This window comes from Apibacter sp. B3546 (assembly GCF_009827885.1).
Taxonomy (GTDB): Bacteria; Bacteroidota; Bacteroidia; order Flavobacteriales; family Weeksellaceae; genus Apibacter.
In genome coordinates, this window is the sequence record NZ_WINW01000002.1 from 351,219 (window position 1) to 366,767 (window position 15,549).

At 32.8% G+C, this 15,549-nt stretch carries 15 protein-coding genes; 9 read left to right on the forward strand and 6 right to left on the reverse strand.

What is annotated here, in order from left to right; all coding sequences use genetic code 11:
• Window positions 1-61: 61 nt before the first annotated feature.
• A complete protein-coding gene (locus GFU93_RS01665) occupies window positions 62-727 on the reverse strand; it encodes a metal-dependent transcriptional regulator (RefSeq protein WP_105297856.1) in 666 nt (221 codons plus the stop codon).
• A gap of 124 nt (window positions 728-851) precedes the next feature.
• Between GFU93_RS01665 and GFU93_RS01670 the strand changes: the two genes are divergently transcribed.
• The 3 genes from GFU93_RS01670 to GFU93_RS01680 all read left to right on the forward strand — a co-directional run bounded on the left by GFU93_RS01670 (window position 852) and on the right by GFU93_RS01680 (window position 5,320).
• The gene (locus tag GFU93_RS01670) at window positions 852-2,891 is read left to right on the forward strand and encodes a TonB-dependent siderophore receptor (RefSeq protein ID WP_160566591.1); all 2,040 of its coding nucleotides are present in this window, start codon (window positions 852-854) and stop codon (window positions 2,889-2,891) included.
• Window positions 2,892-3,011: 120 nt separating this feature from the next.
• Window positions 3,012-3,611 (forward strand): WbqC family protein, encoded by a 600-nt coding sequence (locus GFU93_RS01675; RefSeq protein WP_160566594.1) that lies wholly within the window; start codon window positions 3,012-3,014, stop codon window positions 3,609-3,611.
• Between the two features lie 14 nt (window positions 3,612-3,625).
• The gene (locus GFU93_RS01680; RefSeq protein ID WP_160566597.1) at window positions 3,626-5,320 is read left to right on the forward strand and encodes a S8 family peptidase; all 1,695 of its coding nucleotides are present in this window, start codon (window positions 3,626-3,628) and stop codon (window positions 5,318-5,320) included.
• 69 nt (window positions 5,321-5,389) lie between these two features.
• Here the strand turns inward: GFU93_RS01680 and GFU93_RS01685 are convergent, their stop codons facing one another.
• Window positions 5,390-5,782 carry an SRPBCC family protein gene (locus GFU93_RS01685; RefSeq protein ID WP_160566600.1) on the reverse strand — a complete coding sequence of 131 codons (393 nt, stop codon included), beginning with the start codon at window positions 5,780-5,782 and terminating at the stop codon, window positions 5,390-5,392.
• 29 nt (window positions 5,783-5,811) lie between these two features.
• On the opposite strand from GFU93_RS01685, the gene GFU93_RS01690 reads away from it, so the two are divergent.
• Window positions 5,812-6,426 carry an NUDIX hydrolase gene (locus GFU93_RS01690; protein WP_160566602.1) on the forward strand — a complete coding sequence of 205 codons (615 nt, stop codon included), beginning with the start codon at window positions 5,812-5,814 and terminating at the stop codon, window positions 6,424-6,426.
• Between the two features lie 71 nt (window positions 6,427-6,497).
• Here the strand turns inward: GFU93_RS01690 and GFU93_RS01695 are convergent, their stop codons facing one another.
• The 4 genes from GFU93_RS01695 to greA all read right to left on the reverse strand — a co-directional run bounded on the left by GFU93_RS01695 (window position 6,498) and on the right by greA (window position 11,117).
• Window positions 6,498-9,401 carry a DUF5686 family protein gene (locus GFU93_RS01695; RefSeq protein WP_160566605.1) on the reverse strand — a complete coding sequence of 968 codons (2,904 nt, stop codon included), beginning with the start codon at window positions 9,399-9,401 and terminating at the stop codon, window positions 6,498-6,500.
• A gap of 109 nt (window positions 9,402-9,510) precedes the next feature.
• A complete protein-coding gene (gene clpP / locus GFU93_RS01700; protein ID WP_105297863.1) occupies window positions 9,511-10,170 on the reverse strand; it encodes an ATP-dependent Clp endopeptidase proteolytic subunit ClpP in 660 nt (219 codons plus the stop codon).
• A gap of 67 nt (window positions 10,171-10,237) precedes the next feature.
• Entirely contained in the window at window positions 10,238-10,627 is a 390-nt protein-coding gene (locus GFU93_RS01705) for an HIT family protein (protein ID WP_160566608.1), read from the reverse strand.
• A gap of 19 nt (window positions 10,628-10,646) precedes the next feature.
• Window positions 10,647-11,117, reverse strand: coding sequence for a transcription elongation factor GreA (gene greA, locus GFU93_RS01710; protein WP_105297865.1), 471 nt, complete (start codon window positions 11,115-11,117; stop codon window positions 10,647-10,649).
• 102 nt (window positions 11,118-11,219) lie between these two features.
• Between greA and GFU93_RS01715 the strand changes: the two genes are divergently transcribed.
• The 5 genes from GFU93_RS01715 (at window position 11,220) to GFU93_RS01735 (ending at window position 15,494) form a co-directional block, all read left to right on the forward strand.
• Window positions 11,220-11,660 carry a hypothetical protein gene (locus GFU93_RS01715; RefSeq protein WP_160566611.1) on the forward strand — a complete coding sequence of 147 codons (441 nt, stop codon included), beginning with the start codon at window positions 11,220-11,222 and terminating at the stop codon, window positions 11,658-11,660.
• Between the two features lie 525 nt (window positions 11,661-12,185).
• On the forward strand, window positions 12,186-13,241 hold the full coding sequence (gene thiL / locus GFU93_RS01720; protein WP_160566614.1) for a thiamine-phosphate kinase: 1,056 nt from the start codon (window positions 12,186-12,188) through the stop codon (window positions 13,239-13,241).
• A gap of 106 nt (window positions 13,242-13,347) precedes the next feature.
• Entirely contained in the window at window positions 13,348-13,905 is a 558-nt protein-coding gene (locus GFU93_RS01725; protein ID WP_105297868.1) for a 30S ribosomal protein S16, read from the forward strand.
• Between the two features lie 8 nt (window positions 13,906-13,913).
• Window positions 13,914-14,432 (forward strand): ribosome maturation factor RimM, encoded by a 519-nt coding sequence (gene rimM / locus GFU93_RS01730; RefSeq protein WP_160566617.1) that lies wholly within the window; start codon window positions 13,914-13,916, stop codon window positions 14,430-14,432.
• Window positions 14,433-14,540: 108 nt separating this feature from the next.
• Complete coding sequence (locus tag GFU93_RS01735) at window positions 14,541-15,494, forward strand: acetyl-CoA carboxylase carboxyltransferase subunit alpha (RefSeq protein WP_160566621.1); 954 nt, start codon at window positions 14,541-14,543, stop codon at window positions 15,492-15,494.
• Window positions 15,495-15,549: the final 55 nt, after the last annotated feature.

The window sequence follows — 15,549 nt, forward strand, 5'->3', positions numbered from 1 at the left end:
AATTTACTCATTTACTGCACTTTTACCTTATAATTAAAATGATAGTAATTGCGCGGTAACTTTAATTTAAACAATTTTTGACTAAAAGTTTTTCAGCAATCATATTACTTAAAACTTCTGTTCTATTTTGACCTACAATTTGAACGGTTACACTTCCGTCAAACTCTTCGACTGATTCAATCTGAAATTTAATTCCTAAATTGAAATTTTTAGAATTTAAATATTTTAAAAATTCTTTAGAACTGTGAATGATAGCGGATAATTCCACGATTTCTCCAATCTGGTATTCGTTTAACTTTTTAAAGCGTCCCCCTTCAATATTTCCTTGTTTATCCGGTATAGGTGAACCGTGAGGATCGAACTTAGGATAATCTAACAATTCGTCCATTTTATTGAAAAATTTTTCTGAATGTATATGTTCGATTTGTTCGGCTACTTCATGAACATCTTCCCAACTAAATCCCATTTTTTCAACCAAATACATTTCTGTTAGACGGTGTTTCCTAAGAATTAAAGCGGCTTCTTTTTTACCTTTTTCTGTCAGTTTTAACGGTTTATAGCTCTGATAGTATACCAATCCTTTTTTCAAGAATTTTTTCATCATGCTGTTCACTGTAGGCATTTTGATATCTAAGGATTGGCTTAATGCCAAAGTAGATACTTCTCCCTTTTCGTCAGACAGATTATATAAGGCTTTTAGATAATTTTCTTCTATAGATGAGAACATTTACAAATATATTAAAATATTAATTTTTCAAGATCAAATAATTTATTTTTCCAAAATACAATCGTAAAATAAATTTGTTAGACTAATCTAATTTTATATATTTGCTAGTCTAAAATTAATAATTATGAAAAGAGGATTGACTGTACTTTTTGCATTATCCCTTTGCACTCTATATTCCCAAGAAGTTAAAGATTCAATTAAAAACTCTAAAGAAAAATCTATTGACGATGTTGTCGTGACTGGAACCTTGAAGGAAGTTAGAAAATCTGACAGCCCGGTGCCTGTTGAAATTATTACACCAAAACTATTCAAAAAAAATCCTACTCCCAGTCTTTTCGATGCCGTTGGAATGATTAACGGAGTTAAACCTCAAATAAATTGCAGCGTTTGTAATACGGGAGATATTCACATAAACGGTATGGAAGGTCCTTATACTATGATATTAATTGACGGGATGCCTATCGTTAGCGGATTAGCTACTGTTTATGGTTTAAGTGGGATTCCCAATAGTTTGGTAGAAAGAATTGAGGTAGTTAAAGGTCCCGCCTCTTCTTTATACGGCTCAGAAGCTATGGGGGGAATTATAAACGTAATCACTAAAAACCCGCAAAAAGCACCCAAATTTGCAGCGGATATTTTCAGTACAAGCTGGGGAGAATTAAGTACGGATTTATCCTTTAAATTTAATGCCGGTAAAAAAGTAACCAGTTTACTGGGTATCAATCATTTTTATTATGATAATCCTATCGATGCCAATCACGACGGTTTTACCGATTTAACTTTACAAAACAGAATATCGGTTTTTAATAAATGGAGTTTTAAACGAAAAGAAAACAGAGTTGCCAGTTTAGGGCTGCGATGGGTCAATGAAGATCGCTGGGGGGGAGAAATGAACTGGAGTAAAAAATATCGAGGAAGTGACGAGGTTTACGGAGAAAGTATATATACGAAACGTGCCGAAGTGATCGGACTTTACCAATTACCTCTACATGAAAAAATATACACCCAATTTTCATATAATTGGCATGATCAAAACTCATGGTATGGGAATACTCCGTATATGGCAACTCAACAAGTAGCTTTTATCCAAAGTTATTGGGATAAAACCATAAAAAATCATAACTTTTTAGCAGGAGCTTCTTTTAGATATACTTACTACGATGACAATACACCTGCAACCGCTTCTCCTGACGGCTTGAAAAACAGACCTTCTGAAACACCGTTACCGGGATTATTTTTACAAGATGAATGGTCTATAAATACTAAAAATAAACTTTTACTTGGGTATAGATACGATAACGATAAACATCATGGAAATGTACATTCTCCCAGAATTGCCTATAAGTTTTCACCCAATTATACGAATACCTTCCGAGCCAGTTTTGGAACCGGTTTTAGAGTTGTAAATATATTTACGGAAGATCATTCTGCTCTTACGGGAGCCAGAGATGTAGTCATCTTGAATTCTTTAAAGCCGGAACGTTCATATAACGGAAATTTGAACTATGTTAAAAAAATGATGTTCGATGATCTGAATGTAAATCTGGATATCACCGGTTTTTATTCTTATTTTACTAATAAAATTATTGGTGACTTCGATTCCGATCCTACTAAAATCATTTATGATAACTTAGACGGACATGCTGTTTCGCAAGGTATATCTTTAAATACGGAATGGTCTTTTTTAATTCCTTTTAAAATTATGGCGGGTGTTACTTATATGGATGTTTACACCAAAGAAAAAGATGACATGGGTTCTTATCTTAGAACAGATCAGCTTTATGCTCCCAAATGGTCCGGAACATTTGTTATGACTTACACATTTCCTAAAAATTATATATTGGACTTTTCAGGACAATGGAACGGAAAAATGAGGTTGCCTATCGAGCCTAATGATTTTAGAAGTGAATATTCCCCGTGGTATTGCATTGCAAATATACAAGTAACCAAGAAATTCCATAATGGAATGGAAATTTACGGAGGAATTAAAAACCTATTTAATTTTACGCCCAAAAACCCGATCATGCGTCCTTTTGACCCTTTCAATAAAGAGGTTGATAATCCGATTACCAATCCTAACGGGTACACTTTTGATACTTCTTATAATTATGCGTCCTTGCAAAAATTAAGAGGATTTTTGGGTATACGATATAATTTTTTCTAATTAATTTTAAAGACAGAAAAAAAGTAAATTTCATATAAAATAGATTGCATACATATTTTGTTAAAATAAGAAGATCATATTTATTTTTATGGTAAATTAGCACTTTCATAAAAAATAACTATGATCGTCTTACCTTGTTTTTATTTTCCTCCTGTTTATTATTTTGAAAAATGGATCCATTCGGAAAAGATCTATTTGGAACAGTGGGAAAATTTTCCTAAACAAACTTATCGTAATCGTTGCATTGTTCAAGGAGCTAATGGAAAATTGCCTCTTATTGTTCCTATTGAACATTCAGGAGCCAGAATTATAAAAGATATTAAGATTTCCTATGCGTCTTCATGGCAAAAATTACACATTAAATCATTACAATCAGCATATCAAAGTTCTCCTTACTTTGAATATTACGAAGATAAGCTAATCCAATTATTGGAAAAAAAAGAAACCTTTTTATTAGATTTAAATCTAAACACATTAGAATGGGCATGTTCTATCCTAAAGTTGGAATGTTCGTACGAACTAACGTATGAATATGTAAAAAATCCTCCGTTTACCGATGCGCGAGAAGCATTCAACGCTAAAAAAGAAAGTCCCTATAAAAATAAAAAATATATTCAGGTATTTTCAGACCGTTTCGAGTTTATGAATGATCTTTCAATACTAGATCTTATATGCAATCTTGGCCCGAAATCTGCTACTTACCTTACTAATGTCGAATAAATAAATAATTTTAAATGAAGATAAAACTATTAAGCCTAAGCTTCGCTTTTGCATTCTTTACTGCCAATGCATTTGCTCAAAATAACGTTCCGGCAGTTGATTCCCTTGCTTTAAAAAACTGGTATCATCAAAGTTTTGAAAAAACCGGTATTTATGGTGTAGGGACTACTGATGCTATTGAATTTTTAAAGTCTAAAGGACTCAAGCCCTCTCCTATTATCGTTGGAGTAATTGATAGTGGTGTACAAATTGATCATCCGGATTTGAAAAATAATATTTGGAATAATCCTAAAGAAATCGCTAATAACAGTAAAGATGACGACGGTAATGGATATGCTGACGATGTTCATGGATGGGATTTTATCGGTGGAAAAGATGGAAAAGATGTTGACCACGATACTATGGAATCAACCCGTATTGTTTCTTTATATGAAAAACTGTTCGAAACCGGTGATCTGAAAACGAATGAAAAAAATCGGGAAAAGTATCCGAACGAATTCAAAGAATATCAAAGAGCTAAATTTATATATGATAAAGATTTAGGTGAAGCTAAAGATGCCCTATCTAATATTGATGAGCAAAAAGCTTTGATAAGACAAATGACCACTGAATTACAAAATGCTCTGGGTGACAAACCTTTGACTCTTGAAAATGTAAATGAGGCAACTTTTACTGTTCCTCAATATAAACAAGCTTTCCTTCAGATGATTGCAAATAATAGCGATTTGGAAGGAAAAAATGCAACTCAAATCAATATGTTGGCAGATAGTGAAATGGGTGAAGCAGTTAAGTATTATTCCGGTAAAGTAGATTACATGCTTAATAAAAGTTATGATCCTCGCTACATTGTAGGTGATGATTATACAGATATTAAGGAAAAACATTACGGTAACAATGAAGTGGAAGGCCCGGATGCATTACATGGAACTCATGTTTCCGGTATAATTGCAGCAGTTAGAAATAATAATATAGGTATGGACGGTATAGCCGGGGATGTTGCAAAAATCTTAGTAGTTCGAGCCGTTCCGGATGGTGATGAAAGAGATAAAGATATTGCAAATGCCATATATTATGCCGTTGATAATGGCGCTAAAGTCATCAATATGAGTTTTGGTAAGCCTTTTTCTCCTAATAAAGAGAGAGTATGGGAAGCTATGAAATACGCGGAAAAAAAGGGTGTATTAATGGTTCATGCTGCCGGTAATGATAATAAAAATGTAGATACTGAATATAATTATCCAACCAATTTTAAGGATAATGAGCATAAATCTTTTGTAAACAATTGGATTACCGTAGGTGCCAGTACTCGATATAATAATGCATTGAAGGCGTCTTTTTCTAACTACGGAAAAGAAAAAGTTGATATTTTTGCACCCGGATTAGAAATTTACTCTACCGTTACTAAAGGAAAATATAAATTTTTACAAGGTACCAGTATGGCTTCTCCGGTTGTTGCGGGATGTGCTGCCCTTTTATGGTCTTATTTTCCTCAGTTAACTGCTGAACAAGTGAAAAATATATTATTCATAACAGCAAATAAATCTACTATAGAAGTAACAGCAGGTGGCGAGAGTGAAAACAGTCCTATGATTAAAACAACTTTTGATCAACTTTCAGCGACCGGAGGTGTTGTAGATGTTTTTAGAGCCGTGAAATATGCGTATGATAATTTCAACCCTGAAAAAGGAAGTAAAAAAGGAAAAAAATAAGTTAAATATTCTTTATATAAAAAAAGCTATTTTAAATAAAATAGCTTTTTTTATGTTTTAAATTTAACGTTATGAAATTTTAGTAACTCCTTCCGTTAAAGCTTTAATTAAATTTTTTAAAGGCTTTTCAACCATGGCAGATATAAACATATTAAATTTACCATCGAAAGTAAATTGAACTTCACTTGAACTATCTGTAACCTGATCTATCAATAAACTTAAGTCAAAATTCAAACTTTCTTTAGCCGAACTTAATACAATTTTTGAATAAGGTATTCTTTCTTTCATTTTCAAGGCAATTTCAGGCATTCCTTTTAATGCAAAAATAAATCCATCTTCATCTGCCTCAAACTTATCAATGGTTTCAGGCATGAACTTTTTAAATTCAGAAGGCTGAGATGCTAACGTGTAAATATCTTCTGCCGATTTATTAACCAGTATTTTTTCTCCTTTAATATTCATTTTTGTAATTTTGGTAAAAACAAACACAAATGTACAAAATTTCTGTAAACGAAAGATTTCTTACCCTTGGTAAAAATAAAAGAAAAGGTGCCATTAACCTTCCATACGAAAATTCGAAAACTTTGGTATACGCTCTGGATATTTTGTACCATACGAAAATAAATTCAATTCATATTTACTCATCTGAAACCAAAAAAGTTTGGAAAAAATTACTAAAAATAGCTACCCCCGTGTATGCAGCGGGAGGATTAGTTAATAATAGTAAAGACAATTATTTATTTATTAAAAGAAACGGTTATTGGGATTTACCGAAAGGTCATGTGGAAGAAAATGAAACTTTTAAAAAAGCTGCCAAACGGGAAGTAGAAGAAGAATGTTCTATTTCTGATCTAAAATTAAAAAAATACCTAACGACAACTTATCATGTGTATCAATCTGAAAAAAAATACTTTTTAAAAATAGTTCAATGGTTTGAAATGAAGTATGATGGAAATGAAAAACCTAAACCTCAAAAAAATGAAGGAATTGATAAAGCCCAATGGATTAGAAAAAAGGATATCCCTAAACTTATGAAGAAAACCTATGTAAATATCAGGGAATTAGTCGGCACTTTTGTTTTAACTAATTCTAGAATTAAAAAATAATTAATATAAAATTCAATAAAAAAAGGAGTACTATAATTACTCCTTTTTTTTCTTTTTAAATCGTATGATTTTTAGAATGTAAATTGCATTCCAAATTTAACTCCGAATTTATTAACATCCGGCATATGTAAGTAATTCCCTCTCCAGTTAAAATCTACTCTAAAGATTCTTAAATTTCCAAACCCTATATTTTCGATACCAAATCCATATTCATAATAGATATCTTTATTAGGCGCTACATATCTGATATTAGAAGCATTCATATTCTTGGAGCCTTCGGATATATCTCCCCAAACACCTCTGAAAATCGCTACTTCTCTTAATTGTAATTTTTTCAATAAAGGAATATAGGAAAATATCCTTCCGTTGAAGTGATGTTCAACATGCAATGCCGTATAAATATCGGTTACGAAATCATAGTAATCCAGCAATGCAAAGGTATTATTTACGATACCGTAAGACTGGTTACCCGGTATGATTCCTAACAGGGATAAGGGCAATTTATTAAACGATTTACCGAATTCAAAAGTAACATTCGATTTACCAATCGGTCCCCAAAGGATCGGATGATTGTATAAAAATTGTATTTTATCATAGTTAAAATCACCATCCAACACTCCATTGAATCCTTTTATATATTTTAAAATTAAGGTTGGAGATAACGTCGTATGCTCATATCTGTCTAATCCAAAACGAGAATATTTAGCTCCCGGTCTCGCTTGAATACTAAATGTTAAGTGAGAATCATACAAATCGTTTTTAATATCTCCTTTTTTGTTGTAATACCCGATATTAAATTTGAAAGGATTTGCCGATTTTATGTATTGATAAGTTCCATCTAATCGCAATTGTACATTTTTCCACGGTTCAATAGATAAAAATGCATTGGTTTGATTGACAGAACTCAAATATTCATTACTTCCTCGGGATATGATGGAAGATGATGCAAAAGAACGGGTCATAATTCCCTCATTTTCTGTAAGCGAAGTCCCTAACTGAGTTATATCCCTTTTTGTTCCAGCACCTATCGTAAAACGATTGTATTTGTTTAACATCAAGCGCCCTTCAAAACCATATTTAAATTGATCGTCTTTAAATCCGTATGCCGTATATCCTTCCACTCTCCACATATCATTGGGAGAGAAAAACGTCCTAGCTCCTAAACGAATTCTGGTTCCTTCAACATCGTTATATCCTAGTGTTTGATACAGATTTCCAATATCAATGGCATTACCCACATTGACATAACCTGAAGAAAGAATTTGTACAGCATCTACTATATTTCTAAATAATCGGGTTTTAGATACCTTGTCTACCATTTCATATGCCTTTTTATCATCTTCATTGAGACGATCCGGACGATTGTCGGCCCAAAAATCATCTTTTCGGTTGTAAGCTCCTTCAGAAATAGGTTCCCATTGTTGATCTAAAAGTTTTTCTACAGTGCCTTGCGGCTCATCGAATTTATAATCATTATAAGTTATGGTACGTTTTGCAAACATACCTTTTCCTCCTTCTTTTTTAGTTATAAGAGACATATCTAAAACCGTGTAATTTCGTAATGGAATAAAGATTGAATCATTGACATTGTCATAATTCAATTCCATATATATGTCTTTAACGAAGTTTACATTAATACCCGAAGTGGATTGTAAGGTTACTTGCTTTACTGCATAAGTATCTTTGGTAATATATAAATCTCCTTTAAAAGTAAGCTCATTATCTCTTCGAGGTCTGTATTTAATATAATAACAATCAACTCCATCTACGGAAACTGTATCAGCCAATAAATAATCGTATACGGAAAATCCAATAGTAGCTACCGGACTGGTGAATCCTTTATTAAAAAAGTTTAACACATTATCGTATATATTAACATCTTTATATAAATTTTTAACCGTGTTGGCTACAATATCATTATTAGGAATTCCAGAAGCTTTATTTCCTCTCAAAAAGGATTTTTCTCTTTTGGAAGGTGTATTTTGTCCTACTATATCGGAAAGGGATTCGTTAAGAAAAACGGGAATGTACGTTTTTCCTGAGATATCTAATGTATCTATGTCTTTGGCTGAAATGTTTAATTTTTTAAAGATTTTTTTACTTATAAAAGCACTATCAACATTATTTAAATCAAATTCGATTTTCTCATATTCTTTATATTGATAATTCTTAAAATTAGTCAAACCGTTGGTTCTTCTTCTCTTCCATAATTCACGCAATATGCGGTATGCAGGATTTTCTTTTTTTGGTAAACGTTTTTTCGGAAAACCGGTAACTACTACCTCGTCTATTTCTTTTTCTTTACTTACGGTTCCTTTATCGGTTGATTGGCTACTATTTTTGTTTTTTAATTTGAGATTTACAATTAAGCCTAGATTATCACCCCTTTGTAAAGGTATATATTTTGTTGGGTATTTATCTGTAATAATTTGTAACGTGTCAATGTATTTATTGGATTGTAATTCAAAATTCCCGTCACTGTCGGTAGAAGCATAAACCTGAGTATTTTTAAGAAAAATATCAGCATCCGGAATTGGCTTTTCTGTATCTTCATCTAGCAATTGACCGGTAACTCTAACGTAATTAACTTGCTGGTTTGAAGATGATGATATAGTATCCGTATCAATTTTAGTTTGATTGGTAATTGATGGAGGAATTGAGGATGTACCAATCTTATCTTTTTCAGAGAATTTAATAATTAAATTTAAGTTTTGTTTTTTATTGACAGGAAATGACTTTTTCTTATAATTTACAATCTGAACAACGATAGAATCAAAGTTATTTTTAGATTCGAGTGAAAAATATCCAATATTATTTGAAAGGGTTGAAATTTCGGGAGCTTCAGGAAAAGATACTTTTGCTCCTTCAATAGGACGCTGGGTGTCCTGATTTATAATTACCCCCGTAATTTTGATTTGTGCATTATAAGATAAACTAAATAAAAATGCAAACAAAAAAAGTAATTTATTACTCATTGAACGTTATTTAAAAAAACAAAAAACTTTCGTTTGTAGATATCGAACAAACGAAAGTCTTAGTATAAATATTATATTATATGTATGTGGTTCTCAACAAAACAAAGCTTTACCGTTTTTCAAGAACTTCATCAATAAGTCCATATTCTTTAGCTTCTGAAGCAATCATCCAATAGTCCCTATCTGAATCCTTCTCAATTTTTTCAAAAGGTTGACCGGAATGCTCTGCCAAAATTTCATATAATTCTTTTTTCAGCTTCAAGATCTCCTTTAATGTAATTTCCATATCGGAGGCTTGCCCTTGAGCTCCTCCCAATGGCTGATGAATCATAATTCGAGAATGTTTCAATGCTGATCTTTTTCCGGCAGCACCTGCGGTCAATAATACGGCTCCCATAGAAGCAGCCATACCGGTACAAATAGTAGCCACATCGGGCTTAATAATTTGCATGGTATCGTATATACCTAGTCCGGCATACACTCCTCCTCCGGGAGAATTAATATATATTTGAATATCTTTATTGGCATCTGTACTTTCCAAGAACAATAATTGAGCGGTTACAATATTGGCTATTTGATCGTCTATACCTGTTCCCAGGAATATAATTCTATCCATCATCAACCGAGAGAACACATCCATTTGTGCTACATTTAATTTTCGTTCTTCAGTAATATATGGAGTCATTGAATTTACATACTGATCTACCGCCAGACTATTAATTCCCTGGTGTTTTACTGCATATTTATGGAACTCTTTTCCTAAATCCATTTTTATTAATCTTTTTCTAAAATTTTTTACTTAATTTTCTCACTAAAACTATACCAAACAAGAGTCCCTATAGATAAGACTTTATTTTGTCAGCAATTTCAGCAAATTCTTCCGAACTAAGTGTCAATTTGTTACCAAAGTTCATGTCTCCGATAGCGTTTAATGGGATCAGATGAACATGAACATGGGGAACTTCCAATCCTTGTACAGACATTCCTACTCGTAAACATGGAATAGCTTTCCCTACTGCCTGAGCAACCCTATAGGTAAAATCCATTAATTCATCATACTCATCTTTGGGCAAATCAAACAGTTTATCGGTTTCTTTTTTAGGAATTACTAAGACATGTCCTATAACTACTGGAAATGCATCTAAAAAAGCAAGGTGTTTTTCGCTTTCTGCAACTTTATAACAGGGAATTTCTCCTGCTACGATTTTTGAAAATATACTTGCCATAGGTTGTAAATTTAGCTTATTAATCTAATGAAATTTCTAAAATTTCAAAATTAATTCGATTACCGTTCGGTAAATTTATTTCGGCAGTTTCTCCTACTTCCTTTCCTAAAAGTCCTTTAGCAATGGGTGTATTAACAGAGATTTTTCCGGTTTTTAAATCGGTTTCCGTATCCGGAACCAAGGTATACTTCATCTCCTGTCCATTGGCAGTATTCTTTATTTTAACAGAACATAATATAGCTACTTTAGAAGTATCAACTTGCGATTGATCTATTATTTTAGAATTAGAAATTATATCTTTAAGCTTAGATATACGCATTTCAAGCAGACCTTGTGCTTCTTTAGCCGCATCGTATTCCGCATTTTCAGATAAATCACCCTTATCCCTAGCTTCAGCAATTTGCTGTGTGATTTTAGGTCTTTCAACTTGTTCCAATTGATCAAGTTCCTTACGTAATTTATCTAGACCTTCTTTCGTTACATAATTCATGATACTATTTTTTGTAATTTTGCGTTGTAATTTATAAACATAAAAAAAATAACCCGACTCTTCACGGTCGGATTATCCGTATGCAAATATAGCAAATTTATTATGATTAAAAAATTAATTCTTTATATATTATTAATTTCACAGTTATTCTTCTTCATCCAATGCGAAAATGGAAACAAAACAATTAGTTGTTTTCCTAATTCTTCTATAAGTTATTCAGCCGATCTCAATTTACCGCAGTTCCAAAAATTATCCGGTATTAATGGTTATGCTTATATTGAAGCGGGTCCTTTAACCGGTACTAAGGGCTTAATATTGGTTAGAATTGAGGCTAATAAGTTTTTAGCCTACGACAGAAATGCACCGCATATTTGCCCGGGACCTAATACCCGATTGGAAGTAAAAGACGATTTTTATATCTATTGTCCTGAAGATGGAGCAAAATGGTCTCTTACTTCCGGTCAACCGTTAGAAATAGCTGACCGAGCACCTAAAATTTATCCTGCACAATTGGTTGGAAATACGGTTATAATATCGTATTAATTTTATATAATATTTTTAATACTTATCAGTTATAATAATATACTTGTATAGTATACAAAAATTAATGCATTGCCTGAGCAGCTGTGAATTGTTTTCAAATTTATTTAACTACTTATTCACGCCTTTTTTTCAATTAAGCTTTTCTATACCTATTAGAGATTTCTTATTTTTAATTTAACTTGTTGATCACCACAAAGATACTGTTCAGTTATCTGAATAAAATTATCAGTTAGTTTGGGTTTTATTTGAAAATAAGTATGGGCTATCTGTTTGTAGTTTATGAATTTACGGATATTGGGGTGTTGTTTTTGTTATGGGTTAAAGCCTTAAAAATTAATCTCTGAATCTCTTAGTCTAAAAATAAATTTATATCATTCTATCCTTGTAAAACATTTTAATTAAACTTTAACTATTTAGTAAAAATCGAAAAAATTACGGATCGTAATATAAAATAATAAGGCATATACCCGAAAAAGCCGTAAATTCGAAAATCGAATTCAAAATAAATTAATAGATATCCGCAGTATGCTTGATAATAAGAACCCATATAAAACTTCAATTTCAGAATATGGTGAATTTGGACTGATCGAACATCTTACTCAAAATTTCAAACCCAAACATCCCTCTACTCTACAAGGAGTTGGTGACGATTCCGCCGTGTTGGATCCAAAAGATAAAAAGGTGTTAGTTTCTACCGATATGCTATTGGAAAATATTCATTTCAATTTGGCTTATACCCCTTTAAAACATCTAGGTTATAAGTCAGTAGTTATCGGACTCAGCGATTTGGTTGCCATGAACGCCGTTCCGGAACAAATACTGATTTCCATAGCCGTTTCTAATCGTTTTCCGGTAGAAGCATTAGAAGAAATATATACCGGAATCCACCTGGCGTGTAAAAACTATTCTATAGATTTAGTCGGAGGAGATACCACTTCATCCAACCTGGGATTGGTAATAAATATTTCTACCGTGGGATATGCTCATAAAGACGAGATTGTCTACCGAAAAGGAGCAAAACCTAATGACCTTTTGGTTGTCAGCGGTGATTTAGGCGGTGCTTACTTCGGATTACAAGTATTGGAACGTGAAAATTCTGTTTTTAAAGTTAACCCAAACCTTCAACCGGATTTATCGGGGTATACTTATATTTTGGAAAGGCAATTAAAACCTGAAGCACGTACGGAAATTAAAGCCTTACTTAAAGAAATGGACGTACATCCTACTTCTATGATTGATATTTCCGACGGGTTGGCCTCTGAAATCATTCATCTTTCTCAACAAAGTAATGTTGGCTTCTCCATTTATGAAGAAAAAATCCCGATGGACAGCCAGGTAATTACTACGGCGGAAGAATTCGGTATCAATCCCGTAACAGGGGTATTGAACGGGGGAGAAGATTATGAAATTTTATTTACCATTCCTATTGAAGATCATGATAAGATCAAACATAATCCTAACTTCACCATTATCGGTCATGCTACCGAAACGGTTGAAAATGTTTTGATAACCAAAGGAAATACACAGCGCATTCCTTTGAATGCCCAAGGCTGGGATGCTCATTTTTCCAAGAAAAACTAAGAGTATAAAACGATAATTTGTATACAAAAATTTGCAGCAATAGTAAAACAAGTAGTATATTTGCAAACTTAACTAATAACGGGACGGGATCCCAAAATAAAAAATTATGGCAGTAAAAATTAGATTACAAAGACACGGTAAAAAAGGAAAACCGGTTTTTCACATTGTTGTAGCAGATTCTAGAGCTAAAAGAGATGGTAAAAACATCGAAAAATTAGGAATTTACGTTCCTACAACCAACCCTGCAACCATTGAATTAAATGTTGACAGAGCAGTGAGCTGGTTAGAAAAAGGAGCTCAACCATCAGATACAGCAAAATCTATCCTTTCTTATAAAGGTGCTTTATTAAAAAAGCATTTGAACGGAGGGGTTAAAAAAGGAGCTTTTTCGGCTGAAGAAGCAGAGAAAAAATTCCAAGCTTGGTTGGAAGACAAAGAAAAAGCTATTCAAGCTAAAAAAGACAAATTGGCTTCTTCTAAGCAACAAGCGAAAAAAGAAAAGCTTGAAGCTGAAAGAAAAGTAAATGAAAGCCGTATCGCTGCTCAACAAAAAGCAGAAGAAGCAGAAGCTAACGATGCAGAGGAAGTAGTAGAAGCAATCATCGCAGAAGATGAAGCTGCTACTGATGCTCAGGCTGAAACTAATGAAGAACCTAAAGCCTAATTAGATTCATGCAATTGGAAGATTGTTACTACCTAGGCACAATCACTAAAACTCATGGTCTGAAAGGTCATCTGATTGTTAAACTAGACACAGATGAACCGGAGGCTTACAATAATTTGGAATCGGTATTTATTAATATCAATGAAATGCCGGTTCCTTTTTTTCTAAATGAATGTCAACTCTATAATAAAGATTCATTACGTGTAAAATTTGAAGATACTTCTATCAATTCACAAGACTTAATAGGAACGCAGCTGTACCTTCCTTTAAATACATTACCTAAATTAAAAGGAAAACAATTTTATTATCATGAAGTTATACACTTTTCTTTAGTAGACGAAAACCTACAAAAGATTGGAGAAATTACTGAAATAAACGATAACAGCGCACAAGCTCTTTTTATTATAAAACTATCGAAAAATGATAAATTTATTTACATTCCTGTTATTAATGATTGGATTATTGAAGTAAACAGAAATGATCATTACATTTCAATGACTTTACCTGAAGGAATTTTGGATTTATAATTCATTGGAAATTTATTTTTGAAAATACCATTTCTAAGTAGTTTCAAAAATGAGAATTTAATTTGATTTATTTAAAAGTTAGTATATTTAGTCACTAATACTCATAAAATGGAATATTTAGATTTTGAATTGCCTATAAAAGAATTAGAAGACCAGCTTAAAAAATGGATCGAGCTTGGTAAAGAAAGCGGAGTAGATATAAATTCTACTTCCAAAGAAATCGAAAAGAAAATCGAACAAACTAAACATCAAATATACGATAACCTTACCCCTTGGCAAACCGTACAATTATCCAGACATCCCTCTCGTCCTTATTCGTTAGACTATTGCAGTGCCATCACTGATAATACGTTTATTGAGTTACACGGAGACCGCAACTATGGCGATGATAAAGCCATGATTGGAGGATTAGGTAGAATTGACGGTAAAACTTTCATGATTATCGGGCAACAAAAAGGTAAAAATACCAAAGAAAGACAATACCGTCGTTTTGGTATGCCCAATCCTGACGGCTACCGAAAAGCGTTACGCTTGATGAGGGTTGCTGAAAAGTTTAACATTCCTATTCTAACCTTAATAGACACTCCTGGAGCCTATCCGGGACTTGATGCCGAAGAAAGAGGACAAGGAGAAGCCATCGCGTATAACATCGCTCAGATGTGCCAAATTAAAGTTCCGATTATTTGCGTAGTTATTGGTGAAGGTGCCAGTGGTGGTGCGTTGGGAATCGGTGTAGGAAATAAGGTTTACATGATGGAAAATACTTGGTATTCCGTAATTTCCCCGGAAAGTTGTTCCTCAATTTTATTCAGAAGCTGGGAATACAAAGAAGTTGCTGCCGAAAATCTTCGTTTAACTCCTAAAAATTCTTTGGAATTAGGCATTATTGACGGAATTATTAAGGAACCGCTTGGCGGTGCTCATTACAACCCGGAAGGAGCTTTTATATCTCTAAAAAACCAAGTTTTAGAGGCCTATAATGAGCTTTCTAAAATGTCTCCTGATGAGTTGGTGGAACACAGACAAAATAAATTTATAAATATGGGTGTATATAGCGAATAGTTATCTACATACATTTACCATATTAAATATAATATAAGCCCCTGTTTTTTATAAA

Bases quoted from the DNA above. Each gene is read 5' to 3' on its own strand.
- clpP (WP_105297863.1), bottom strand. From the start codon at position 10,170: ATGGATTTAGGAAAAGAGTTCCATAAATATGCAGTAAAACACCAGGGA.
- GFU93_RS01735 (WP_160566621.1), top strand. From the start codon at position 14,541: ATGGAATATTTAGATTTTGAATTGCCTATAAAAGAATTAGAAGACCAG.
- GFU93_RS01695 (WP_160566605.1), bottom strand. From the start codon at position 9,401: ATGAGTAATAAATTACTTTTTTTGTTTGCATTTTTATTTAGTTTATCT.
- GFU93_RS01685 (WP_160566600.1), bottom strand. From the start codon at position 5,782: ATGAATATTAAAGGAGAAAAAATACTGGTTAATAAATCGGCAGAAGAT.
- GFU93_RS01665 (WP_105297856.1), bottom strand. From the start codon at position 727: ATGTTCTCATCTATAGAAGAAAATTATCTAAAAGCCTTATATAATCTG.
- GFU93_RS01725 (WP_105297868.1), top strand. From the start codon at position 13,348: ATGGCAGTAAAAATTAGATTACAAAGACACGGTAAAAAAGGAAAACCG.
- GFU93_RS01670 (WP_160566591.1), top strand. From the start codon at position 852: ATGAAAAGAGGATTGACTGTACTTTTTGCATTATCCCTTTGCACTCTA.
- GFU93_RS01675 (WP_160566594.1), top strand. From the start codon at position 3,012: ATGATCGTCTTACCTTGTTTTTATTTTCCTCCTGTTTATTATTTTGAA.
- thiL (WP_160566614.1), top strand. From the start codon at position 12,186: ATGCTTGATAATAAGAACCCATATAAAACTTCAATTTCAGAATATGGT.
- greA (WP_105297865.1), bottom strand. From the start codon at position 11,117: ATGAATTATGTAACGAAAGAAGGTCTAGATAAATTACGTAAGGAACTT.
- GFU93_RS01690 (WP_160566602.1), top strand. From the start codon at position 5,812: ATGTACAAAATTTCTGTAAACGAAAGATTTCTTACCCTTGGTAAAAAT.
- GFU93_RS01680 (WP_160566597.1), top strand. From the start codon at position 3,626: ATGAAGATAAAACTATTAAGCCTAAGCTTCGCTTTTGCATTCTTTACT.
- GFU93_RS01705 (WP_160566608.1), bottom strand. From the start codon at position 10,627: ATGGCAAGTATATTTTCAAAAATCGTAGCAGGAGAAATTCCCTGTTAT.
- rimM (WP_160566617.1), top strand. From the start codon at position 13,914: ATGCAATTGGAAGATTGTTACTACCTAGGCACAATCACTAAAACTCAT.
- GFU93_RS01715 (WP_160566611.1), top strand. From the start codon at position 11,220: ATGATTAAAAAATTAATTCTTTATATATTATTAATTTCACAGTTATTC.